The organism is Granulimonas faecalis (genome assembly GCF_022834715.1).
GTDB classification, from domain to species: Bacteria; Actinomycetota; Coriobacteriia; order Coriobacteriales; family Atopobiaceae; genus Granulimonas; species Granulimonas faecalis.
The window spans coordinates 14,259-35,804 of record NZ_BQKC01000001.1 but is presented as its reverse complement, the minus strand read 5'-3'; the positions used below and the strand labels follow the sequence as shown (position 1 = coordinate 35,804).

17 protein-coding genes and 2 tRNA genes are annotated in these 21,546 nt (G+C 68.4%); 4 read left to right on the top strand and 15 right to left on the bottom strand.

The features are described 5' to 3' along the window. Positions 1-37 precede the first annotated feature (37 nt). Positions 38-1,324, bottom strand: coding sequence for an adenylosuccinate synthase (locus OR600_RS00160; RefSeq protein WP_135977893.1), 1,287 nt, complete (start codon positions 1,322-1,324; stop codon positions 38-40). 386 nt (positions 1,325-1,710) lie between these two features. On the opposite strand from OR600_RS00160, the gene OR600_RS00155 reads away from it, so the two are divergent. After that, on the top strand, positions 1,711-2,088 hold the full coding sequence (locus OR600_RS00155) for a hypothetical protein (RefSeq protein ID WP_135977892.1): 378 nt from the start codon (positions 1,711-1,713) through the stop codon (positions 2,086-2,088). A gap of 1 nt (position 2,089) precedes the next feature. Here the strand turns inward: OR600_RS00155 and OR600_RS00150 are convergent, their stop codons facing one another. The 9 genes from OR600_RS00150 to OR600_RS00110 form a co-directional block, all read right to left on the bottom strand. After that, positions 2,090-3,448 carry a LuxR C-terminal-related transcriptional regulator gene (locus OR600_RS00150; RefSeq protein ID WP_265590414.1) on the bottom strand — a complete coding sequence of 453 codons (1,359 nt, stop codon included), beginning with the start codon at positions 3,446-3,448 and terminating at the stop codon, positions 2,090-2,092. 120 nt (positions 3,449-3,568) lie between these two features. Continuing rightward, positions 3,569-4,948 (bottom strand): replicative DNA helicase, encoded by a 1,380-nt coding sequence (dnaB, locus tag OR600_RS00145; protein ID WP_251173347.1) that lies wholly within the window; start codon positions 4,946-4,948, stop codon positions 3,569-3,571. 445 nt (positions 4,949-5,393) lie between these two features. Next, positions 5,394-5,930: a 50S ribosomal protein L9 gene (gene rplI / locus OR600_RS00140; protein WP_251173346.1), complete on the bottom strand. Its 537-nt coding sequence runs from the start codon at positions 5,928-5,930 to the stop codon at positions 5,394-5,396. Between the two features lie 48 nt (positions 5,931-5,978). Continuing rightward, positions 5,979-6,998, bottom strand: coding sequence for a YybS family protein (locus OR600_RS00135; protein WP_135977888.1), 1,020 nt, complete (start codon positions 6,996-6,998; stop codon positions 5,979-5,981). A gap of 18 nt (positions 6,999-7,016) precedes the next feature. Next, entirely contained in the window at positions 7,017-7,280 is a 264-nt protein-coding gene (rpsR, locus tag OR600_RS00130; RefSeq protein ID WP_135977887.1) for a 30S ribosomal protein S18, read from the bottom strand. A gap of 45 nt (positions 7,281-7,325) precedes the next feature. Then, positions 7,326-7,886 (bottom strand): single-stranded DNA-binding protein, encoded by a 561-nt coding sequence (locus tag OR600_RS00125; protein ID WP_135977886.1) that lies wholly within the window; start codon positions 7,884-7,886, stop codon positions 7,326-7,328. Between the two features lie 51 nt (positions 7,887-7,937). Beyond that, positions 7,938-8,234, bottom strand: coding sequence for a 30S ribosomal protein S6 (gene rpsF, locus OR600_RS00120; protein WP_135977885.1), 297 nt, complete (start codon positions 8,232-8,234; stop codon positions 7,938-7,940). Positions 8,235-8,518: 284 nt separating this feature from the next. Further along, the gene (locus OR600_RS00115) at positions 8,519-9,796 is read right to left on the bottom strand and encodes a DUF4013 domain-containing protein (protein ID WP_251173343.1); all 1,278 of its coding nucleotides are present in this window, start codon (positions 9,794-9,796) and stop codon (positions 8,519-8,521) included. Positions 9,797-9,856: 60 nt separating this feature from the next. Then, entirely contained in the window at positions 9,857-10,882 is a 1,026-nt protein-coding gene (locus tag OR600_RS00110) for a trimeric intracellular cation channel family protein (protein WP_251173342.1), read from the bottom strand. Between the two features lie 88 nt (positions 10,883-10,970). On the opposite strand from OR600_RS00110, the gene OR600_RS00105 reads away from it, so the two are divergent. Both OR600_RS00105 and OR600_RS00100 read left to right on the top strand, forming a co-directional pair. After that, a tRNA-Ser gene (locus OR600_RS00105) sits at positions 10,971-11,061 on the top strand. 45 nt (positions 11,062-11,106) lie between these two features. After that, positions 11,107-11,197, top strand: a tRNA-Ser gene (locus tag OR600_RS00100). Positions 11,198-11,381: 184 nt separating this feature from the next. Here OR600_RS00100 and OR600_RS00095 read toward each other — a convergent pair. Beyond that, positions 11,382-11,597 (bottom strand): hypothetical protein, encoded by a 216-nt coding sequence (locus tag OR600_RS00095; RefSeq protein WP_265590413.1) that lies wholly within the window; start codon positions 11,595-11,597, stop codon positions 11,382-11,384. 207 nt (positions 11,598-11,804) lie between these two features. On the opposite strand from OR600_RS00095, the gene OR600_RS00090 reads away from it, so the two are divergent. Next, positions 11,805-16,601 carry a DEAD/DEAH box helicase gene (locus tag OR600_RS00090; protein ID WP_265590412.1) on the top strand — a complete coding sequence of 1,599 codons (4,797 nt, stop codon included), beginning with the start codon at positions 11,805-11,807 and terminating at the stop codon, positions 16,599-16,601. A gap of 112 nt (positions 16,602-16,713) precedes the next feature. Here the strand turns inward: OR600_RS00090 and typA are convergent, their stop codons facing one another. The 4 genes from typA to OR600_RS00070 form a co-directional block, all read right to left on the bottom strand. Then, positions 16,714-18,552, bottom strand: coding sequence for a translational GTPase TypA (typA, locus tag OR600_RS00085; protein ID WP_135978057.1), 1,839 nt, complete (start codon positions 18,550-18,552; stop codon positions 16,714-16,716). A gap of 13 nt (positions 18,553-18,565) precedes the next feature. Next, a complete protein-coding gene (locus OR600_RS00080; protein WP_135977882.1) occupies positions 18,566-18,991 on the bottom strand; it encodes a hypothetical protein in 426 nt (141 codons plus the stop codon). Positions 18,992-19,245: 254 nt separating this feature from the next. After that, positions 19,246-20,019, bottom strand: coding sequence for an amino acid ABC transporter ATP-binding protein (locus OR600_RS00075; protein WP_204406740.1), 774 nt, complete (start codon positions 20,017-20,019; stop codon positions 19,246-19,248). Then, positions 20,019-21,473 (bottom strand): ABC transporter substrate-binding protein/permease, encoded by a 1,455-nt coding sequence (locus tag OR600_RS00070; protein WP_265590411.1) that lies wholly within the window; start codon positions 21,471-21,473, stop codon positions 20,019-20,021. The genes OR600_RS00075 and OR600_RS00070 overlap by 1 nt, the downstream gene beginning before the upstream one ends. Positions 21,474-21,546 lie beyond the last annotated feature (73 nt).

The following is a 21,546-nucleotide window of genomic DNA, read 5'->3' as shown; positions in this document are numbered from 1 at the left end:
GGTCCCCCTTTCCGGAGCGGGGTCGTGGGCTGTTTGCCTAGTTCCAGTGGCGGTTGATGGTCTGCTCACGGTCGGGGCCGACAGCGATGATGGAGACGCGCACGCCGGAGAGGCGCTCGATGAGGTCGATGTAGTCCTTGGCCTCGCGGGGCAGCTCGGTGTAGCTGCGCACGTTCGAGATGTCGCACTTCCAGCCGGGGAGCTCGATGTAGACGGGCTTGGCGTCGTAGAACAGCGACTGGTGCTCGGGGACCGTGGTGTAGCGCACGCCGTCCACGTCGTAGGCGATGCAGACCTTGATGGTGTCGAGGCAGCCGAGTACGTCGAGCTTGGTCACGGCGAGGTCGGTGAGGCCGTTGACGCGGGCGGCGTAGTTGACGATGACGGCGTCGTACCAGCCGCAACGGCGCTTGCGACCCGTAGTCACGCCGTACTCGTGGCCGGTCTCGCAGAGGAGCTCGCCGATCTCGTCGCCCTGGGGCAGCTCCGTGGGGAACGGGCCCGAACCCACGCGGGTGAGGTAGGCCTTTGCGATACCGAGCACGCGGTCCACGTGCTTGGGGCCCACGCCCGAGCCGGTGATGGCGCCGCCGGCCGTGCAGTTGGAGCTCGTGACGAAGGGATAGGTGCCGAAGTCGATGTCGAGCATGGTGGCCTGGGAGCCCTCGAACAGGATGTTCTTACCCTCGTCGATGCACTCGTTGAGGAAACGCGAGCTCTCGATGATGTAGGGGCGCAGGCGCTCGGCATAGGGCAGGTAGGTCTCGCAGATCTGGTCCACGGTGTAGCCGGGCATGTCGTAGATCTTCTCGAGGATGGGGTTCTTCTCGAGCAGGGCGCACTCGAGCTTCTGGCGGAAGATCTTCTCGTCGAGCATGTCCTGCATGCGCAGGCCGATGCGGGCGGCCTTGTCGGAGTAGCACGGGCCCACGCCGCGGCGCGTGGTGCCGATGAGGTTCTTGCCGAGGCGCCGCTCGTTGGCGCCGTCGAGGTCCTTGTGGTAGGGCATCACGATATGCGCGTTGCCGCTGATCTTGAGGTTGTCGTAGGAGACGCCCTGGGCGTCCAGGGTGGCGAACTCCTCGAGCACCACCGAGGGATCGACGATGCAGCCGTTGCCGATGACGGGCACCACGCCGTCGTACATGACGCCGGACGGGATCTGGTGAAGGCCGAACTTGTGGCCGTTGGCCATCACGGTGTGACCCGCGTTGGCGCCGCCCTGGCAGCGGCAGACCACGTCGTATTCACCGGAGATGAGGTCGGTCACCTTGCCCTTGCCCTCATCGCCCCACTGGGTACCCACAAGAATCGTCGAGGCCATACGCTCTCTCCCCTAACAGACAGTGGCGCCGCTTCCCCCGCGGCGCGGGAACCCCTCCAGTATAGATAAGACCGGGGCGCCGGCAGGGCGCCGGCTGGGGCGGGAGGGAGCCGCCGCCCCCTCGAAGCGCCCGCTTCGGCCATTTGGTACTTTTCGATTACAAAACTCATCTAAACCACCAAACAACCCGCCGTTTGGTGGTTTTCGGTCCCCTTGTTCGCGAAAAAGTACCAAACGGCGAGAAGGGCCAGACCGACGTCGCCGGGCGGGGACCAAGACACCCGAGCCGCACCGTCATAAACGCGGGAAGATACGGGGTGCATAGAGACACGGGCGGCCCCGCGGTCCACGATGCCAGCATGCATGACAACCGTTGAAGGAGGTCTATGGAAACCGTCCCTCCTAACCGCGAGATGCGCGCTGTGGCGCTGGCGGGCGCCGTCGGGGTCGCCTGCTGGCTCCTCGCCGTGCGCTCGGGCCACCCCGACCAGGTATGGCCCGTCGTCGCGTTACCCGCCCTCACATGGGTCTATATGCGGTTTCCCGAGGGGTTCTGGCGGGGAGGGGAGCAACCGGGCACGATGCTCACCGTCGCGTCGCTCGCGTTCGGGGCGGCGACGCTCTTCCTTTTCACCCGCTACATCCCGATATGGCAGGGTCCGCGACCGGCATTTCTCACCGTGCCCGTCTGGTTCTGGTGGTTTGCCGCGGGCGTCGGTGTGGTGAGGGGATGGGTGGCCTACCTGCGAGACAAAGTCTCTTGAGCTACGAAAGGGGTAGGTGTGCGTCCGACGCCAGGGCGTCCGCAACGAGTTTTCGGAGCTCGGTAACCGAGTGCACGCCCATCCGCGCGTACCCACGCCGCTGCAGCCTGTTCACCGTGCCGAGGGAATAGTGGATGGACTCGGCGATCTGCGGCCCCGTCTTTCCGGCGACGATGGCCAGGAGGACCGCCGCCTCCAACGCGCTGCACCCTCGATACCTCAGATAGTGATCCAGGCGCTCCTCCTGACCCACCTCCATTGGCGCCGGCGAGAAGCACCCCACAACCGCCGGCAGAAAGGCCACTGCCACAGGAAGCGCAAACGCGAGAAGGCGGGCCGCCAGCGCCGGGGTCAGGTCAAGCGGCAGCTGGGCGGCAAGACCCGCAACCGCACAGGCCCAGGCAAAGGATGTGGTTGTAACCCAGCCCACCAACGACCCCACGAGCAAAACCGCCAGGCCATAGGGGTCCTCGAGGACAGCCGGCAGGATGATACCGCGCCGCGGGACAAACCCGACCAAAAGAACGACCGATGCGGCAAGCAGCGGCATCTCAAGAGAGAAGCCCATATCAGCGGTAGCGCCAGCCGCAAGGCAGCAGCCGCCGGCTATGCCAAGGCACAGGCTTCGTCCCCTGCGGTAGGTGCCGGCAGAAGACCCTTCTCCACCCCCAACGGCCGGACCGTACAGTCTCCTCAGCGACCCGATTCCATCCAGCTCGAGCTTTTCGTATACATGGCTGAGGACCACACGAACGGTCCCTTCGCGAATACCGAGGGCCCCCGCCACTGCCGCCGGAGTCTCCCCGACAGCCACAAGGTCGGCAACCTGCTCCTCACGCGGACTCAAACGCCCCTTTGGAACACTTGATACGATCCCCCTCTCCTCGGCCCTCGTGACAGCGGGCGCCCCGGTGCGCCCCTCTGCGAGGGCATAGGAGAAAACCGCGATCGAACCGATGCTCGAGAGGTACACGACGGCCGACGGGATGTCGGCCGCGAGAACCAATCCGGAGACGATGCCGGCGATGCTGGGAAGGACGAAGCTTTGGACGTCGAGACCACGGAGGTAAAAGAGCACGGCAAGCAGACACTGCACGAGGGCGCACGGCACCGGAGGCCATAGAACAGCGTCGACGATCACCCAATCTTCCGGCGGAACCCATCGGGCGGAAACCATCAACAAGGCCAGGGCCACCGCCCAGATAAGGCCGTCGGCGACACCGTCCCCGAAGCCCCCTTCCGACCTGGACAGGACGAACCAAAGCACCCCGGACCAAGCGGCCGCGAGAGGGGCGGATGGGCACAGCAGCGCCAAGGCCGCCAACACCACCCATCTCAAAGCACGGCCGTCAGCGCCCACGGCGCCCCTCCCCGTCGAATGCATCACTAAACATATTTCTATAATGATAACATTGCGGTGGGACAGAAGTGCCCGACCATTGGGACAAAAGTGTCCGGGTGGAGGGACGGAGCGGCGGTGCTAGGCGTCGTGGTTGCGGTCCAGCTGCATGAAGCGCGTGGACTCCTTGAGGAAGACCATCTCGATGGTGCCCACGGGACCCGAGCGGTTCTTGGCCACGATGAACTCGGTGATGCCCTCGTCGGGACGGTCGGCCCGCTCGGCCTCCTCGGGGGTGGAGGAGCGGTCGAGCAGGATGACGATGTCGGCGTCCTGCTCGATGGAGCCGGACTCGCGCAGGTCGGAGAGCTGCGGGCGCTTGCCGGTGCGGTTCTCGGACGTACGGTTGAGCTGCGACAGGGCTACCACAGGCACGCGGAGGTCCTTGGCCATGATCTTGATGCCACGGCTCATCTCGGAGACCTCCGTGGCGCGGGAGTCCGAGCGCTTGGAGGGCGGCGGGCTCACGAGCTGCAGGTAGTCGAGGATGATTACAGCTTTCTCCTTGTTGCGGAGCATGCGGCGGGCCTTGGCCCTCACCTCGGTGACCGTGGTGCCGGGGGTGTCGTCGATGAGGATGTCCAGCTGGGAGAGGCGCGCGGAGGCGTCCATGAGGTTGGTCCAATCCTCGCCGGCGATCCTGGCGGAGCGGATCTTCTGGAGCGGCACCTGCGAGTACGCGGACAGCAGGCGCTGCGCGATCTCTGTCGAGCTCATCTCCAGGGAGAAGAACGCCACGGTGGCGCCGGCCTCGGCCGCCTGCACGGCCAGGTTGAGGGCGAACGACGTCTTGCCCACACCGGGACGGGCGCCCACGACCACCATCTGGCCCTCGCGCATGCCAAGGAGCATGTCGTCCAGGCGCTGAAAGCCCGTGCGCACGCCGGCGATCTCCTCACCGCTCTCGGCCTGGGCCTGGAGCTCGGCGTAGAGGGCCTGCATGGCGTCCTGCATGGAGATGTAGTTGGAGCGCACGTCGCGGTCGGTCACGGAGAGGATCATGCGCTCGGCGGAGTCCACGACCTCCTTGGTGTCCTCCGGGGCGTCGAAGGCCAGGCTCGTGATCTGGGCCGAGGCCGTGATGATCTGGCGCAGGGTGGCGTCGCGCCGGAGTATCTCGGCGTGGTGGCGCCAGGAGGAGAGCGAGAAGGTGTTGGCCGCAAGCTCCGCCAGGTAGGCGGGCCCGCCTACGCTCTCGAGCTTCTTGGCGCTCTGGAGACGGTCGGCCACGCTCAGGGGGTCGATGGGCAGCGAGTTGTCGAACATGTCGCGCAGGGTCTGGTAGACCACCTGGTTGCGCGGCAGGTAGAAGTCGTTGTCCTCGAGCTCGACGAGGCACTCCTGCAGGACGTCCTGGGACAGCATCATGGCCGAGAGCACGGACTTCTCGGCCTCGACGTCCTGGGGCATGGCGGGGGGCGCGGCGCCGAACGTGGGCGCCGGCACGGTGGCGATGGCCATGGGCTCCTCTCGGCTCACAACGGGTGCGGCACCGGTATCCTAGCCCATCGGGACCGGTAAGAGGTTAGACTGATTATGGGAAATCGGGCGTTCCGCCTTATCATCACCCCGATGTTTCCAAGGAGAGGCCCCCGTGCTGGACCTTCGCCGGTTTTAAACGTTTTCAACAAACTTTGCGGGCGCCCCCATGACAGTTGTCAACATTGGTAGAACCTCTGTTCGTATTCACACAGAACCATGGGCCCTACCAGCGGTTCTTTCATTGCTCAGCACAAAGTTGCAGGTAGATAGCACTGTTTTGGTAAACCACAGGAAAGAGGGGGCCGTCCGTCGACCTTGACGGACAGCCCCCTCTTATGATCGCGCAGGTAAAAGCCGGTGGAATGCCACGGGTGGACGAAAAGCCGTTGTTGAAAGCGGGCTACTCGCCGTACCCGGGAACCCCTTAGGCCTCCTCGGACTCCGTGGCCTCGGAGGCGTCCTCGGCGACAATCTCCTCGTCGGCGGGAACGTCCTCGTCGCCCTCGGGCAGGTCCTCGGGGGCACCCACCTGGACGCCGATGGTGGCGAAGATGGTGCGGTAGATGCCCACGACGACCTCGTGAAGGCCGGCGGTCTTGATGGGTTTGTTGATCTCGATGCGCTTGCGGTCGATCTCGATGCCGTACTGCTCCTTGAGGGCGTCGCCCACCATGGCATTGGTGACCGAGCCGAAGAGCTGGCCCTCGTCGCCGATCTTCACATCGATGACGACGACCTTGCCGTCGAGCTGATCGCGAAGGGCCTCGGCATCGGCGATGCGCTTGGCCTCACGGATGGCGATGTTGTTGCGACGCTGCTCGAGCTGCTTGATGTTGCCCGGGGTGGCGGGCTGGGCGATGCCGTTGGGGAACAGGTAGTTCTCGGCATATCCCTGGGCGACGTCGATGATGTCGCCCTCTCCGCCCTTGCCCCGAAGCTCACCCAGAAGGATGACTTTCATGGGACTCTCCTTTTCTGACGCCGGCGCCAGGGCCGGCACTTCCTTTTCCTACTCCCCCTGTGCCCCGGAACGGCCGTCCCCTGCCCGCATGTGGCGGAAGTCGGCCCAGAAGTCCACGAGGCCCAGGAGGCTCACGACGAAGAACGTGACCTCGAGGTCGATCGCCACCACCAGCACCAGGGTGCGGAGGAGGCAGCCCACGCCGTGGCGGTTGAACCACCAGGTGAGCACCGCGTAGCCGTCCATGAGGAAGACGAACCTCACGGCGAGCACGCAGGTGAGGCCGATGGCCCGGGCCACCTGCGCGCCGGCCCCGAAGACGCCGCCGAAGGCGAACAGGGCGACGCCCGCGATGAGGACCACGACCGACCACAGGGGCGAGTCGAAGGCCACGGGCCGCCACGACACCTTGCCCGCAGACGGACCGCGGGCCAGGAAACCGCCGTAGTGGCCGGCCAGGACGTTCATGCCCGCCAGGACGAAGTAGCCGAACGGCCAGAGGAGGCCGAGGAGCCACGAGAATGACCTGAGCTGGGCGGCGACGTCGAGGCCGTAGGTCGAGGCGGCCTCGTCCACCGCGGACGAGATCGCCTGGGTGAGGACCGCCGCGCCGTCGAGGCCCGCGAGGGCCGCGAACCCGAAGTCGATGGCGATATAGGCCGCACAGGCCACGGCTGCCACCGCGTAGTCCGTGGTAACGGTGGCCCGGCGGCCGGCGGCCAGGGAGCCGACGACCCACGCGAGCGCGCAGTCGACGACACCCTTCACCAGGACGGCGGCCGCACCCTGGACCCACAGGAGGCCGAGGACCAACCCGACGGCGCACGCGAGGGCCACGAGGGCCTTGCGCGGCCGCGAGAGGCCGTTGACCTGGGCGAAGGAGACGCCGTACGCGACCATGGCCACCCCGATGACGGAGAGGCCCGTGACCGCCACCGAGCCGAGCCCGGCCCAGAGCAGCGCGGTCACCAGGCTGCGGGAGTCACCCTGACGGTTGCCCCCGTACCTGACGATCGATGTCTCCTTCTCGGGCGCCTCGTCGCGCCCGTCCCTGCCGCCGGGACCCACTGCCGAGGTCTCCGGGTGCTAGTCGCGACGACGGCCGCCGCGGTTGGAGACCACGGGAACCGTGTAGGGCAGGAGCGCCATGATGCGGGCGCGCTTGATGGCGTTGGCGATGTCGTGCTGGTGCTGCGTGCAGGCGCCGGTGACGCGACGGGGCTTGATCTTGCCGCGGTCGGTCATGTACTTGCGAAGGAGCTGGGTGTCCTTGTAGTCGATGAACTCGACATCCTCCTTGCAGAACTGGCAATACTTGCGACGCGGCTGACGCTGATACTCAGTGGCCATGTCTTAGGTACCTTTCATTGCGGCGGCCGCGGGGCCGCCGGGAAGTTAGAACGGGATGTCGGCCTCGTAGGTCTCGCCCATAGGGGGCTGGGCCTGCGTTGCCGGGGCCGGGGTCTCCGGCGTGGCGGCCGCCCAGTTGGGCTGCGCCGCCTGCTGGGGGGCGTAGGGCTCGCGGACCTGCGGGGCCTGCTGAGCCTGGGCCTGATAGGACCCCTGGCCTCCCTGGGGGTAACCCCCCTGCCCGTAGCCACCGGGGTTGCCCTGGCCGTCGCCGCGCTGCCCCATGAACTCGATGTCGTCCACGACGACCTCTATCTTGGAGCGGTTCTTCTGCGTGTCGCGGTCGACCCACTGGCTCCAGCGGAGTCGGCCCTCGACGGCGACCTTGGTCCCCTTGGTGAGGAAACGGGAGATGGACTGGGCGCGGTTGCCGAACATGACGCAATCGATGTAGTTGGGGCGGTCCTCCCACTGGTCGGTCTGGGGGTTGCGCCACCGATCGTTGACGGCCACGCCGATGTGCAGGATGCTCGTCCCGCTCTGCGCGGCACGAAGCTCGGCATCACGGGTGAGGTTGCCGGTGATGATGACTCGATTGATGCTCATGGACGTTCACGCCCCTCTCATCCGGCAGGCTCCGCCTGCCTCCTTCAAGGCTTACTCCTCGTGGTCGGGACGACGCACGATCATGTGACGCTTGATGGCATCGGTGATGCGGCACACACGGTCGAGCTCGGCGATCTGGTCGGGGTCTGCCTGGAAGTTGATGAGGGTGTAGTCGCCCTCGGTCAGCTTGTCGATCTCGTAGGCGAGCTTGCGCTTGCCCCAGTTGTCGACGTTGTCGATCACGCCGCCGTTCTCGGTGATGGCGGTGTCGATGCGCTTCATGGCGCCGGCACGCGTCTCGTCGTTGATGGTGGGGTCGACGATGAACAGGATCTCATAGGCCTTCATGGTTTCACCTCCTCTGGGCTGATGGCCCCGGGTCGTGAAGGTCTGCGCCCGGGGCAGGAAAGGTTCGGCGAAAGATAGTAGCACACGCCGGGCCTTTCCTCGGCAAACACACACCAGTGTCTCGCCGCGGCGTCCCTGGGGCCAGCGTAGCGGTCGCCTCCGACCGGTTCCCGACCGGCTTTCGACCGGGCCCCGACCGCCGCGGTCAAGGTCCCGGCATGGGAGAGGGGCCGTCCCCGCGTGGGAGGCAGCCCCTCTCGAGAAGGTCCTCGCTGAGGACCGGCCTACTCGGCGTCCTCGTCGTCGTGCTTGATGAGCGGGGTGACCACGGAGCCGCCGTCCTGGGCGACCTCCTCGGCGGCGGCCACGGAGGAGTCGGCGTAGTTGTACTCGGGGGAGTTGGCCGACGCCGTGGCGGCCACGCCGTAGGTGTCGGCGGGGGTGGGCGGGGTCACGCCGCTGTCGGGGGAAGTGGCGGGGCGCACCGTGGGGTCGTCCTCGTACTCCATGTGGTCGACGGCCTGGTCGTCGGGGTCGAGCCTGCCGCTCTTGTCGGCGATGGCGTCCGCGGCGTCCCAGACATCCTCGTTGGTGGGCGCGGTGACGTTCTCGTTTGCCTTGTAGTCCATGGGTAGGGCCTCCTTGGGTCGGTCGTTGGGGGCTTGGTACCCACTATCGGGAGGCAGGGCACCGCCCGGGACCGGATTCACAGGAGAAACGGGCGTCGCCGGGCCGCCGACCACAGGCACCGGGTCGGAGGGGTCGCCCCAAGCCGGGACATCGAACTGTCGCATCCAGATGGCGGCGGCGGTGACCGCGAGCATGGCGAACACGATCTCGACGGCGACGGTCACGTAGGTGGCCAGCACGACGAGGGGCAGCCACGCCGAGAGGAGCGGGCCGACGGTCTGGAGGAGCCAGTACAGGGCGTAGGCGTCGCCGTCACCCCAGGTGGCCAAGGCCGCGACCTGGGCGATCGCGGGGAACGCGGCGGCAAAGAGACAGAGTCCCACGGCAATGCCGATGACCACCTCGACGACGGTGCCGAGGAGATCGATGCCCAGGACCCGGACGAGGCCCGAGAAGTCGTGGCTCACCATGGTCCACACCTTGGAAAAGCCGTAGCCCGGCCCGATCCTGCCGTAGATGACGGCGCGCAGGGCCGCCACCATGATGAACACGCCGCAGACCCACTGGCCCACGAAGAGGACGAGGTTCATGAAGGAGGAGACTCCGGAACCCATGGGCGAGAACGCGGCCTTGAGCACATACACGACGGCGGCCAGCAGCGCGCCCCAGCCGAGGTAGACCACGAAGGCCGTCCAGCCTGCCTTGAAGCAGCCGCCCACGTCCACCCGGGTCTGCTTGGGGGCGGCGTCCACGCCCCAGGCCGTGAGACGGGCCCAGGCGAAGATGTAGCCCATCATGGCGATGGGGCCCGCGATGGGCACGAACATGCAGAGGGCGAGGACGAGGACGGGCTTCCACCAGCCCTTGTCCTGGGTGAGCATCGCCCAGGCGCGGGACAGGTAGTGGCCGTTGCCGAACGCGGTGTCAGCCATGGAGACCCCTTCATCGAGAGCTGCGCGGTTGAAACGAGGGTACCCCAAACCGGGCCGTCCTCAGGCGCCCTTCCCGTCGGTCCCGCCATCGGAGGGGCCGTCCCCCTCGCCGCGACGGTGCTCCAGGCGGTCCATGGTCTCCGGCGTGCCGAAGATGGCCTCGGCCGATCCGGTGGCCTGACCGGCGTCGGCCAGGCGCTCCTCGGCGGCGAGCTCCTCCTTGATCTCTGCCTTGAGCTCGTCTTTCAGCTGGGCGCGCTCCTGCTCCTCCACCCGCTTGTGGCGGGCCTGCTCGGCCACGGTGAGCGGCCGTGTGGGCTCCTGGGACCCCCGCACGCCGTGGCCGTAGCGGCTGGCGCGGTAGGGGATGTGGTAGCTCACGTCGCCGGGCTGCCGCGCCTTGAGGCGCCGGGTGTAGTCGATGACCCGCGGCGTGAGGTCCACCTGGGAGGGCGTCTGGATGTTGTAGCGGAGGCTCGCCCAGCGCAGGAGGCAGCACACGGCCACGCAGGCCACCACAGCCACGCCCTTGACGAGCCCCATGTAGACCAGGCCGTAGTACGCGGCACCCGAGAGCAGGGCGCAGCAGGCGTAGAGGTTGCCCGGGCGGAAGATCTGCGGGACGTCGCCCAGGAAGATGTCGCGGAGCATGCCGCCGCCCACGCCCGTGAGCACGCCCATGAGCAGGCAGGCCACAAAGGTGAGGCCGGCCACCACAGCCTTGTCGGTGCCCGTGGCGGTGTAGATGCCCACCGAGAGGATGTCCACGACGGCGGTGATGCGGTCGATGCGGCGGAAGAGGCCAGAGAAGAAGAAGGCCACCATACCGGCCACGGCGGCCACGGGGATGGCCCAGGGGGAGTCGAGCATGAAGACGGTGCCGCGCTGCATGATCATGTCGCGGATGAGGCCGCCGCCGAGGCCGCAGAGCATGCCGAGGCCTGCGGCGCCGAAGAGGTCGAGCTTGCGCTCGGTGGCGGTGAGCCCGCCGAAGGCCGCGCCCACCACCACGGCGGCCATGTCGATCCACTGGGGCATGGCGAGCACCGAGAACTGGGGGTTCAACGACGTGAAGAACGACTCCATGGACGGCTCCCCGGCTCGAGGTGTGGACTCACGATTTTGCTGTGGCACATGAGCGCGTTGTGTTATTCTAGCCGTTGCAATCGCATCTGGAGAGTTGTCCGAGCGGCTGAAGGAGCACGATTGGAAATCGTGTAGGCGGTAACCCCGTCTCCCGGGTTCAAATCCCGGACTCTCCGCCAGATTCCTAACGCGGCGTCCCACGGGGCGCCGCGCACCCTATATACGGAGGGGTGGCAGAGTGGTTGATTGCGGCGGTCTCGAAAACCGTTTACGTGCTCCGCACGTACGAGGGTTCGAATCCCTCCTCCTCCGCCATTGAAAGCCGGAAGGCCCGGGGCACCCCGGGCCTTCTCCTTTTTCGGCTGCCTGTCACGTCTGTCGGGCCCGTTTGCCGTCGCCCCGCGGCGCCGCCAGCGGGAGGCCATGCCAAAGGCCTCTTTGGCATGGCCGGAGACCCCCGACCGGGGCCGCCCATGGGCCGGGACCCCGGACAGGGCCGTCACCCGCGGTGGGCGAGGGCGTCACGCACCCAGAGAACGGCGACCACGGCCCAGGGGAGCCACATCTCGCCCCATGTCACCAGGAGGCCGCCGGGTGGGAACGAGTAGTACATCCCCTGGTATGGGATGACCCACTCCCACCGGAGCCAGAAGCACACCGCCCAGAGGAGCGTCAGGTACGTGGCGGGGTTCTTGATGAATGACCGGACAAACATGTTTACATCGATCTACGGACTTCCATATCTCTCCTTTCGTTTATTAGAACCACGTCATTAAAATGGCAGCACAATTGCATCGAAAGATATGATGGTCCCCTAATTCTATAAACGGTCGATAAACTCCCTTGAACGGTATCTGTCGTACTTTTCGAGAAATGATTCACCACCATGGCCCACCGCACACCCGAAGGATCGCCCGCCCCCATGGGCCGCTTCACCGCGGCCGTGCGCTCGTGGTTCCTCGCCGAGTTCGAGACCCCCACACCGGTGCAGGCCGAGGCCTGGGACGCCATCCAGGACGGCGAGAACGTGCTGGCCATCGCCCCCACAGGCTCCGGCAAGACGCTGGCGGCGTTCCTCGCCGCCATAGACCGCCTGGTGGCCGACCCTCCCTCACCCGCGGAGCCCGGCGTGCGGATCCTCTACGTCTCACCCATGAAGGCGCTGGCGGCCGATGTGGAGAGGAACCTGCGCCGGCCCCTCTCCGCCATCGCCGACGAGGCCGCGGCGGCGGGCCTCGACATCGCCGCCCCCACCACGGCCATGCGCACCGGCGACACCACCCCGGCCGAGCGCCGGCGCATCGCGAGCAGGCCGCCCCAGATCCTCATCACCACGCCGGAGTCGCTCTACCTCATGCTCACCTCCAAGGCGGCCCGGGTGCTGGAACGCGTGGAGACCGTGATCGTGGACGAGGTCCACTCCCTCGCCGACTCCAAGCGCGGCGCCCACCTGGCCCTCTCCCTGGAGCGGCTCGACTGCCTGCTGGAGCGCCCCGCCCAGCGCGTGGGCCTCTCGGCCACGGTGCGGCCGCCCGGTCGCGTGGCGCGCTTCCTGGGCGGCAGCCGCCCCGTACGGGTGGTGGGCGCCGGCGCCGCGCCCGACATGGACCTCTCCGTGCGCGTGCCCGTGCCCGACATGGTCCGGGTGGCCGCCCTCTCCACCCGGGCGGCCGAGCGGGGCTCCGCGGTGCCGCCGGCCGATGCCTGGAAGACCGACCGCACCATGGCGGCGGCCATGGCTGCCGGGAAGAACAGCAACATCAAGGCCTCCAAGCCTTTGCCCCGAGAGAGCCGCGTCGGCTCGCGCTCGGTGTGGCCGCACCTGGAGGCGAGAATCCTCGACCTGGTGGAGGCGCACTCCTCCACCATCGTCTTCGTCAACAGCCGCGGCCTCTGCGAGCGCCTGTGCGCCCGGCTGAACGAGCTCCACGCCCAGCGCCACGGCCTGGCCCCCGCCGCCCCCTCGGGTCCCGAGAGGGCGTTCCACTCGGCCATGGGCTCGACCGAGACCCACACGCAGCCGCTGCCCGAGGACTTCGCCCCCGTGGCCGAGGCCCACCACGGCTCGGTGTCCAAGGAGCGCCGCGCCGAGGTGGAGGCTCGGCTCAAGTCGGGCGGGCTCCGCTGCGTGGTGGCCACGTCCAGCCTCGAGCTGGGCATAGACATGGGCTCCGTGGACCTCGTGGTGCAGGTGGCGCCGCCCCTCTCGGTGGCCGGCGGCCTGCAGCGCGTGGGCCGCGCCAATCACTCCGTGGGCGGCCGGTCCCGGGCCGTCATGTTCCCGCGCACCCGCCTGGAGCTCGTGGACTGCGCCGTGGCGGCCGAGGCCATGGGGGCCGGGGCCATCGAGGAGACGCGCTTGGTGGAGAACCCCCTCGACGTCCTGGCCCAGCAGACCGTGGCCGCCGTGGCCGAGCGCCCCTGGAAGGCCGACGAGTGGTTCTCCCGCGTGACCATGGCCGAGAACTACCGCGACCTGCCCCGGGCGGCGTTCGACGCGGTGCTCGCCATGCTGGCCGGGGACTTTGGCGCCGAGGGGCTCGGGGCCTTCTCGCCGCGCCTGGCCTGGGACCGCGAGACCGGCGAGCTCACGGCGCTGCCCAACAGCCGCAACCTGGCCGTGTCGGGCGCAGGCACCATCCCCGACCGCGGCCTCTACCCGGTGTTCGTGGAGGGTGAGCGCACAGGCAGGGAGCGGCGGCGCGTGGGCGAGCTCGACGAGGAGATGGTCCACGAGAGCCGTGTGGGAGACGTCATCACCCTGGGCACGAGCACCTGGCGCATCAAGCGCATCCACGACGACCGCGTGCTCGTGGAGCGCACCGGGGCCCGGGCGTCGCGCCTGCCCTTCTGGCACGGCGAGGGCGCGGGCCGGCCCTTCGAGGACGGCCTGGCCAAGGGCGAGTTCCTCGACGCCGCAGCGGCCGGCACCCACCGGAACCGCCCCGACGGGGCGCTCGCCGTGCGCCTGGCCGCGGCGGGCCTCACGGACGAGGCCACCGACAACCTCTGCGCCCTCCTGTCGCAGCAGCGAGCCTCCACCGGGGCCGTGCCGGGGGCGTCGCACCTGGTCATGGAGTACGTGGACGACGACGGGGGCGACCTCCGCCTCATCCTCCACTCGCCCTTCGGCCGGTCCGTGCACGCTCCTTGGGCCCTGGCCGTGGCCGACCGCGTGCGGCGGCGCTACGGGTTCGACCCGGAGGTCATGGCCGCGGACGACGGCATCGTCCTGCGCATGCAGCCCGCAGACGAGCTACCGGGGCCGGAGCTCTTCATGTTCGACGGCGACGTCCTCGCCCAGACCGTGCGCTCCTGCGTGGCCGACACCGCGCTCTTCTCCGCACGGTTCCGCGAGTGCGCCGCCCGCGCCCTCCTCATGCGCCCCGCGGGCTTTGGCAAGCGGGCGCCCCTCTGGCTCCAGCGTGTGCAAGGGGGCCAGCTCCTCGAGGCGGCCCGGCGCACCGAGGGCTTCCCCATCCTCCTGGAGGCCATGCGCGAGTGCCTGCGCGACGTCTACGACCTGCCGGCCCTGGAGGAGGTGCAGCGGCGCCTGCGCAGCCGGCGCACGTCCGTGACCGTGGCCCATACGGCCACGCCGTCGCCCTTTGCCGCCAACCTGCTCTTTGGCTACGTCATGGAACACCTCTACGACGACGACCGCCCCCACGCCGAGAAGGCCGCCGACCTGCTCTCCGTGGACCCGTCGCTCCTGGCCGAGCTCGTCGGCGGCGACGACCTGGCCTCCCTCGTGCCGTCCGAGGTGGCCGCCGAGGTGGAGGCCGAGCTCCAGTGGCTCGCACCCGGCACCCAGGCCGCCTCCGAGGACGACGTCGAGCGCATGCTGCGCCGCCTGGGCCCGCTGTCGGACGGCGAGGTGGCCGAACGCTGCGACGAGCCGTCCCGCGCCGTGAGGTGGCTCACGGCCCTCGCCGACCGCCGGCGCGTGTTCCGCGCCGTGGTGGCCGGCGAGGTGCGCTGGGTAGCCGCGCCCGACGCCGCCGTGCTGGCCGACGCCCTCGGGGTGGCCGTGCCCGCCTGGGCCGCGGCGGAGCGGGAGGTGTTCGCGGGTTTTTCCGGTGCCGAGGCCTCCGTCGTCGAGAGGCACCCGCTGGACGGCCTCATGGCGCGCTTCGCCGCCTGCCACGGCCCCTTCTCGGCGGGCGAGGTCGCCCGCTCCCTGGGGTGCGGGCCGGCCGTGGCTGCGGAGTCCATGGCGCGGCTCACCCGCGACGGCACATTGCTGGAGGCGCCCTTTGGCCACGATGACGACGGTGGCCCCCGCACCGCCGTGGAGGCCTCGGTCTTCCGGCGCATGCGCGCCCGGGCCCGGGAGCGGGCCGTGGGCGCGGCGGCCCCCGTGGACGGCGCCACCTACACGGCCTCGCTCCTCGGGCGCCAGCAGGTGCCCCACGCGGGCGGAGAGGCCGGCGACCCCGTGGACCTGCTCGCCGACGCCGTCGCGCTCTTTGAGGGCGTCTTCCTGCCGCCGGAGGTGTGGGAGGGCACCGTCTTCCCGGACCGCGTGCCCGGCTACCGGCCCGCCATGCTCGACGAGCTCCTGGCCTCGGGCGACGTGGTGTGGCAGGGCAGGCTGGCGCCTGCGTCCAAGGACGGCGGGCAGCGCCGGCTGGCGGCGTTCTGGCCCACCGACTCCCCCTTCGCCCCGCTGCCGGCCCCCGGCGCCGGTACCGCACCGGCGCGCCCGGAGGCGGCGGATGACGGGGGCGAGGGTCCCAGGGCGCGGGTGTGGGACATGCTGGCCCGGGAGGGCGCCGCGCCCTTCGCCGTGGTGGACGCGCGCTGCGGCGAGGCCGCGGGAGGTGCGGCGGCCGTGGCGGAGACGCTCGAGGCCCTGCTCTGGGACGGCGTCTGCCTCGTCGACTCGTTCGACGCCGCGCGGTCCAAGGCGCGCGGCCAGGTCCCGGCCCCGAGACGCCGGTCGCACAGCCGCTACCGGGGGCACGCCGCCCGGCGCGCGGCCCGGGCCCTCTCCGAGGTCCCGGCCGTGTCCCCCGCCGCGGCGACATCGGGGCGCTGGTCCCTCGCCTGCCCGAGCGACGCCTCCGACACCGAGCGGGCCTGCGCCCTCGCGGAGTCGTTGCTCGACCGCTACGGCGTGGCCTGCCCCGCCACGGCCGAGGCGGCGGGGGTCCCCGGCGGCCTCTCCCAGGTCTACCCCGTGCTCAAGGCCATGGAGGAGGCCGGGTCGCTGCTGCGCGGCGCCTTCGTGGAGGGGCTCGGCCCCCTGCAGTTCGCCGCCGTCGACACCGTGGAGGCGCTCCGCGAGGCACGCGACTGCGCAGGGGACGGCGAGGGTCCCGCGGCCGCCCGCGACCTGCGCGTGCTCTGCTCGGCCGACCCGGGGCAGCCCCTGGGAGCGGTCCTCCCCTGGCCCGACGGCACCGAGCTCCCCAAGCGCTCCGCGGACTCCTGGACGGTCTTCCTCGGTGGGATGCCCGTGCTTTGGGCGGCGCCCCGCCTCAAGACCGTGGCGCTCTTTGGCTGCGAGGACGCCTGGGGCGGCGCCGTGGCCGCCGTGCTCGACGCCATGGAGGACCGGGCGCGGGCCCAGGGCCGGTCCTGGGCCCTGGAGCGGATCGAGGTGCGGTCCGTGAACGGCAGGGCCGTCCGCGAGGGCCCCCTGGCACCGGTGCTCGCGGGGCTTGGGTTCGTCCCCACCCCCGACGGCATGCGGTTCTACCCGAAGCCGTACTGACGGGCGCCCCGCGGCGCCCGGGCCCGGGCCTGGCCGACGTTCTACGTGAAACGCAAAACGCCCGGGTCTGGGATCCCAGACCCGGGCGCTCGCGGCCGACGGGGGCGAACGGCTACTTGGAAACCTTGCCCCTGCGCACGTTGTCCTTCTTGCGCTCGATGGCGTTGAGGATGCGCTTGCGCATGCGGATGTTCTTGGGCGTCACCTCGACGAGCTCGTCGTCCATGATGTACTCGAGGGCCTCCTCGAGGGTGAAGGTCTTGGGCGGCGTGAGCTGCACGGCGATGTCGGCGGTGGAGCTGCGCTGGTTGCCCAGGCTCTTGGTGCGGGCGATGTTGACCACCATGTCGCCGGGCTTGGAGCGCTCGCCGACGAGCATGCCCTCGTAGCACTCCTCGCCGGGGCCCACGAACATGGTGCCGCGCTCCTGCAGGGTACCCAGGGCGTAGCCCACGGACTTCTCGGTGCTCATGGAGATCATGGCGCCGTTGTTGCGGACGCCCAGCTCGCCGGCGTAGGGGCCGTACTCGGAGAACGTGTGATAGAAGACGCCCTCGCCGTGGGTGGCGTTGAGGATGCGGTTCTTGAGGCCCATGATGCCGCGCGTGGGGATCTTGAACTCCAGGTGCGTGTGGGTCTCGCCGGCCTGCATGCTCGACATGGTGCCGCCGGACTCGCCGAAGGCCTCGATGACCTTGCCGGAGAACTCGTTGGGGCACTCCACCACGGCGAGCTCCACGGGCTCCAGCCGGTGGCCGTGCTCGTCCTCCTTGAAGAGCACACGGGGGCGGCCCACCTGGAACTCGAAGCCCTCGCGGCGCATGGCCTCCATGAGGACGGAGAGGTGCAGGATGCCGCGGCCGGCCACCTCCACGCCGGTCTTGTCGCCCAGCTCCTCGATGCGCATGGTCACGTTGTTCTCGGCCTCGCGCATGAGGCGCTCCTTGAGCTGGCGGGCGCCCACGATGTCGCCGTCGCGGCCCACGAGGGGGCTCGTGGAGGCCTCGAAGACCACGGAGAGGGTGGGCGGGTCGATCTCGATGGGCTCCAGCTCCACGGGGTTCTCGGGGTCGGTGTAGACGTCGCCGATGTCGGTGCGGTCGATGCCCACCACGGCGCCGATGTCGCCGGCGCGGATCTCGTCGCACTCGGTGCGGCCGAGGTAGTCGAAGGTGAAGAGCTGCTTGGCCTGGGCCATGGCGCGGCTGCCGTCGTTCTTGACCACGAGGATCTGCTCGCCGGCGTGGATGGTGCCGGAGTAGACGCGGCCGATGCCGATGCGCCCCACGTAGCTGGAGTGGTCGATGGTGACGCACTGCATGGCCAGAGGGCCGTCGGGGTCGCAGTCGGGGGCGGGCAGGCAGTCCACGACCATGTCCAACAGGGGGTACATGTCGTCGTTGCCGTCGTCCGGGGAGAGGCGGGCGAAGCCGTTGACGGCGCTCGCGTAGACCACGTGCTCCATGGCGAACTCGAGCTGCCCGTCGGTGGCGCCGAGGTCCATCATGAGGTCGAGGGAGTCGTTGACCACGGCCTCAGGGCGGGCGCCCGGGCGGTCGATCTTGTTGACCACGATCATGATGGCGAGGCCGGCGTCGATGGCGTGGCGCAGCACGAAGCGCGTCTGGGGCATGGGGCCCTCGAAGGCGTCCACGAGGAGCAGGGCGGAGTCGGCCATACGGAGCACGCGCTCCACCTCGCCGCCGAAGTCGGCGTGGCCCGGGGTGTCGATGACGTTGATCTTGACGCCCTTGTACTCGATGGAGATGTTCTTGGCCAGGATGGTGATGCCGCGCTCGCGCTCCTGGTCGTTGGAGTCGAGGACACGGTCCTCCACCTGCTGGTTTGCCCTGAAGGCGTCGGTGGCCCGCAGCAGCTTGTCGACGAGAGTGGTCTTGCCATGGTCGACGTGGGCGATGATGGCGACGTTTCTCAGGTTCTCTTGCAGCATGGAGCTCTCTTTCTTATAACAGCGGTTCTGTCTCCCCCGCCGGGGCCGGGTCGCTCCAGCGGAGGGCGCTGCCCGAACCCACCCCGTCGAGCAGGAGGAAGGCCGAGTAGTCGACGTCGTTGCCCTTGTCCCCAAACTCCGTGACGAGCGCGTCGGAGAAGCCCGACCCCGTGTCGACGGCGCCGGCGTAGGCGATGGCGTAGCACACGGGCCTGGAGAAGCCGGGCTCCTTGAGGGTGCCACCCGCGAGGCGGCGCACCCAGTCGTGGGCGGCCTCGAGGCACATGTCGGCCCCGTCGTCGTCGAAGGCGCAGGTCACACGCATGGAGTTCCCGTCGAGCGCGGTGGCCACGACGCCGAGGTCGGCGCTCTCGGCCAACCGGTCGAGGCATTCGCCGATGAGGTTGCACGACAGCTCGTCGAGCTCGGGGCTGATCATGGGGACCTCCTCTGCGGCATGGCGGTGGCGACTGTACAACGCTACACCCAAAGGGCCGCCTTCATGGAGTCACCACTCCGAGAGCCGAGGGCGCGCCCCTGTCGGCGCCTGCCATCAGACAAGAAACAGGCAACGTGACAGATGGGCCAGGCACCTCTGTCACGTGTCGCACCATGGGGACGGGGGCCTGCATCGGTGGATGCGGACCCCCGTCCCAGTTGCTTTCGATGATGCCCGGAGCACGGGACCCTACGTCAGAGGACCTTGCCCAGGAACTCCTTCAGACGCTCGCTCGGCGGGTTCTCCGAGAAGAGCTCCTCCGGGGAGCCCTGGGCCTCGATGAGGCCGCCTTCGGTGAAGATCACGCGGTCGCTCACCTCGCGGGCGAAGCCCATCTCGTGGGTGACCACGATCATGGTGTCGCCCTCGGCAGCCAGGCGGCGCATGATGTCGAGGACGTCCTTGACCATCTCGGGGTCCAAGGCGCTCGTGGCCTCGTCGAACAGCAGCACGTCGGGCTTCATGGCCAGGGCCCGGGCGATGGCCACACGCTGCTTCTGACCGCCGGAAAGCGACCGGGGCATGGCGTCGGCCTTCTCCGCAAGACCCACGATGTCCAGGAGCTTGCGCGCCGTGGCCTCGGCGTCCTCCTTGGAGACCCCGAGGTTGTGCATGGGGGCGAAGGTGACGTTCTCGAGCACGCTCATGTGCGGGAACAGGTTGAAGTTCTGAAACACCATGCCGATGCGGCAGCGCACGGCGTCGATGTCCACGGAGGGGTCGGTGAGGTCGATGCCCTCGAAGCTCACCGTGCCGCTTGTGGGCTCCTCCAGGCGGTTGAGGCAGCGCAGCAGCGTGGACTTGCCGCCACCGGACGGGCCGATGATGGTGATGACCTCGCCACGCTTGACGTCGAGGTCGATGCCCTTGAGCACCTCGTTCTTGCCGAACGACTTGTGCAGGTCGCGCACGCTGATGATGACGTCGTCAGCAGATTGGACGTCGGTGGGGGCGGTCTTATCGCTCATTATTCGGAAAACCTCCTCGTGGCCCAGTTGGCAAGCATGGTGAGCAGCGAGATCGTGACCAGGTAGAACAGGGCCACGATGAAGAGCACCTCACTGACGCGCAGGTTGGCCGCGTAGATCTGCTGGGCCTGGTAGAGCAGCTCACCAAAGCCGATGGCCAGAAGGATCGAGGAGTCCTTGACCATGATGATGAGCTGGTTGATGAGGGAAGGCGTGGCGATCTTGGCCGCCTGGGGCAAAACGATGGAGCGCAGGGCAAGGCCCGCAGAGCAACCCAGGCTTCGGGCGGCCTCGGTCTGGCCGGTGTCGACGGACTGAATGGCGCCGCGCACGATCTCGGTGATATAGGCGCCGGCGTTGAGGGCCAAGGCCAGGGCGCCCACGGCAAAGACCGACAACTTGACGCCCACGACCTGAGGCAGCGCGAAGTAGAAGAAGAAGGCCCAGATGAGCAGCGGCGTGCCGCGGAAGAGCCACACGTAGAACGAGGCGAGCCCGCGAAGGATGCGGTTATGGGCGATCTTGAACAGGCCGAAGATGATGCCCAGGACCAAAGCGCCGGCAAAGGCCACCACGGTCACCAGCAGCGTGTTCTTGACGCCGGTGAGAAGCGCGGGCGCGCTCTGCTGGAGAAGGCCCACAAAGCTCGGCTGCTCGGCCTTGACGGCGTTGTTGCCCAGGTACTTCTCCATGATCTGGTCGTAGGTACCGTTGGCCTTGAGCTTGGCGAGGCCCTCGTTGAACGCCTGGAGAAGGTCTTGGTTCTTGCCCTTGGCCACCACGGCTCCATAGGAGTTGCCGGCCTCCTTCTCGGTGACCGCCTTCATGCCGTTGCCCTGCTCGATACCATAGGCCACGATGGGGTAGTCGTCGAACATGGCGTCGGCCTGACCGGCCTGAAGCATCTGCACCATGGTGGAGGTCTGGTCAACGGAGATGGTCTTGAAGCCGTACTTCTCGGCGATGGACTTGGCAAAGGCCTCGCCCTCGGTGCCGGTCTTTACCGCCACGGTCTTGCCGGAGAGGTCCTGGTAGCCGGTGATGTCGCTCGACTCGGGCACCGCCATGAGCACGCCGGAGTCGAAATAGGGGTCTGAGAAGTCGTAGGTCTGCTTGCGCTCGTCGGTGATGGAGGCACCGGCGATGGTCATGTCGGAGTTTCCCGACTGGGTGGCCACCATGGCGGCGTTGAAGCCCAACGACTCGATCTTGACGTCGAAGCCCTCCTCCTTTGCGATGGCCCGGATGAGGTCCATGTCGATGCCCACGAGCTCGCCGTTACTGTCGCGATACTCGAACGGCGCAAAGGTGGTGTCGGTGGTAACGGTGAAGGTCTTGCCCTTCACCGAGTCAGCGTCGGCCAAGGTCGGCGCTGGAAAGGCGAGAAGCACGGCAAGGCAGAGGGCCCCGAGCACAGGCAGTATGCCGCACAGGCGGCGTTTATTCTCGTTCATCCACACACTCCAAGGACTGGCGATAAACTGTAAGCTTATATTATAAACAAGGGGAACAGGGCTACACAGAATC

Coding starts and splice junctions, on each gene's coding strand:
- OR600_RS00160 (WP_135977893.1), bottom strand. CDS start 1,324: ATGGCCTCGACGATTCTTGTGGGTACCCAGTGGGGCGATGAGGGCAAG.
- OR600_RS00155 (WP_135977892.1), top strand. CDS start 1,711: ATGGAAACCGTCCCTCCTAACCGCGAGATGCGCGCTGTGGCGCTGGCG.
- dnaB (WP_251173347.1), bottom strand. CDS start 4,948: ATGGCCATCGCCACCGTGCCGGCGCCCACGTTCGGCGCCGCGCCCCCC.
- rplI (WP_251173346.1), bottom strand. CDS start 5,930: ATGAAAGTCATCCTTCTGGGTGAGCTTCGGGGCAAGGGCGGAGAGGGC.
- rpsR (WP_135977887.1), bottom strand. CDS start 7,280: ATGGCCACTGAGTATCAGCGTCAGCCGCGTCGCAAGTATTGCCAGTTC.
- OR600_RS00125 (WP_135977886.1), bottom strand. CDS start 7,886: ATGAGCATCAATCGAGTCATCATCACCGGCAACCTCACCCGTGATGCC.
- rpsF (WP_135977885.1), bottom strand. CDS start 8,234: ATGAAGGCCTATGAGATCCTGTTCATCGTCGACCCCACCATCAACGAC.
- OR600_RS00115 (WP_251173343.1), bottom strand. CDS start 9,796: ATGGCTGACACCGCGTTCGGCAACGGCCACTACCTGTCCCGCGCCTGG.
- OR600_RS00110 (WP_251173342.1), bottom strand. CDS start 10,882: ATGGAGTCGTTCTTCACGTCGTTGAACCCCCAGTTCTCGGTGCTCGCC.
- OR600_RS00095 (WP_265590413.1), bottom strand. CDS start 11,597: ATGTTTGTCCGGTCATTCATCAAGAACCCCGCCACGTACCTGACGCTC.
- OR600_RS00090 (WP_265590412.1), top strand. CDS start 11,805: ATGGGCCGCTTCACCGCGGCCGTGCGCTCGTGGTTCCTCGCCGAGTTC.
- typA (WP_135978057.1), bottom strand. CDS start 18,552: ATGCTGCAAGAGAACCTGAGAAACGTCGCCATCATCGCCCACGTCGAC.
- OR600_RS00080 (WP_135977882.1), bottom strand. CDS start 18,991: ATGATCAGCCCCGAGCTCGACGAGCTGTCGTGCAACCTCATCGGCGAA.
- OR600_RS00075 (WP_204406740.1), bottom strand. CDS start 20,019: ATGAGCGATAAGACCGCCCCCACCGACGTCCAATCTGCTGACGACGTC.
- OR600_RS00070 (WP_265590411.1), bottom strand. CDS start 21,473: ATGAACGAGAATAAACGCCGCCTGTGCGGCATACTGCCTGTGCTCGGG.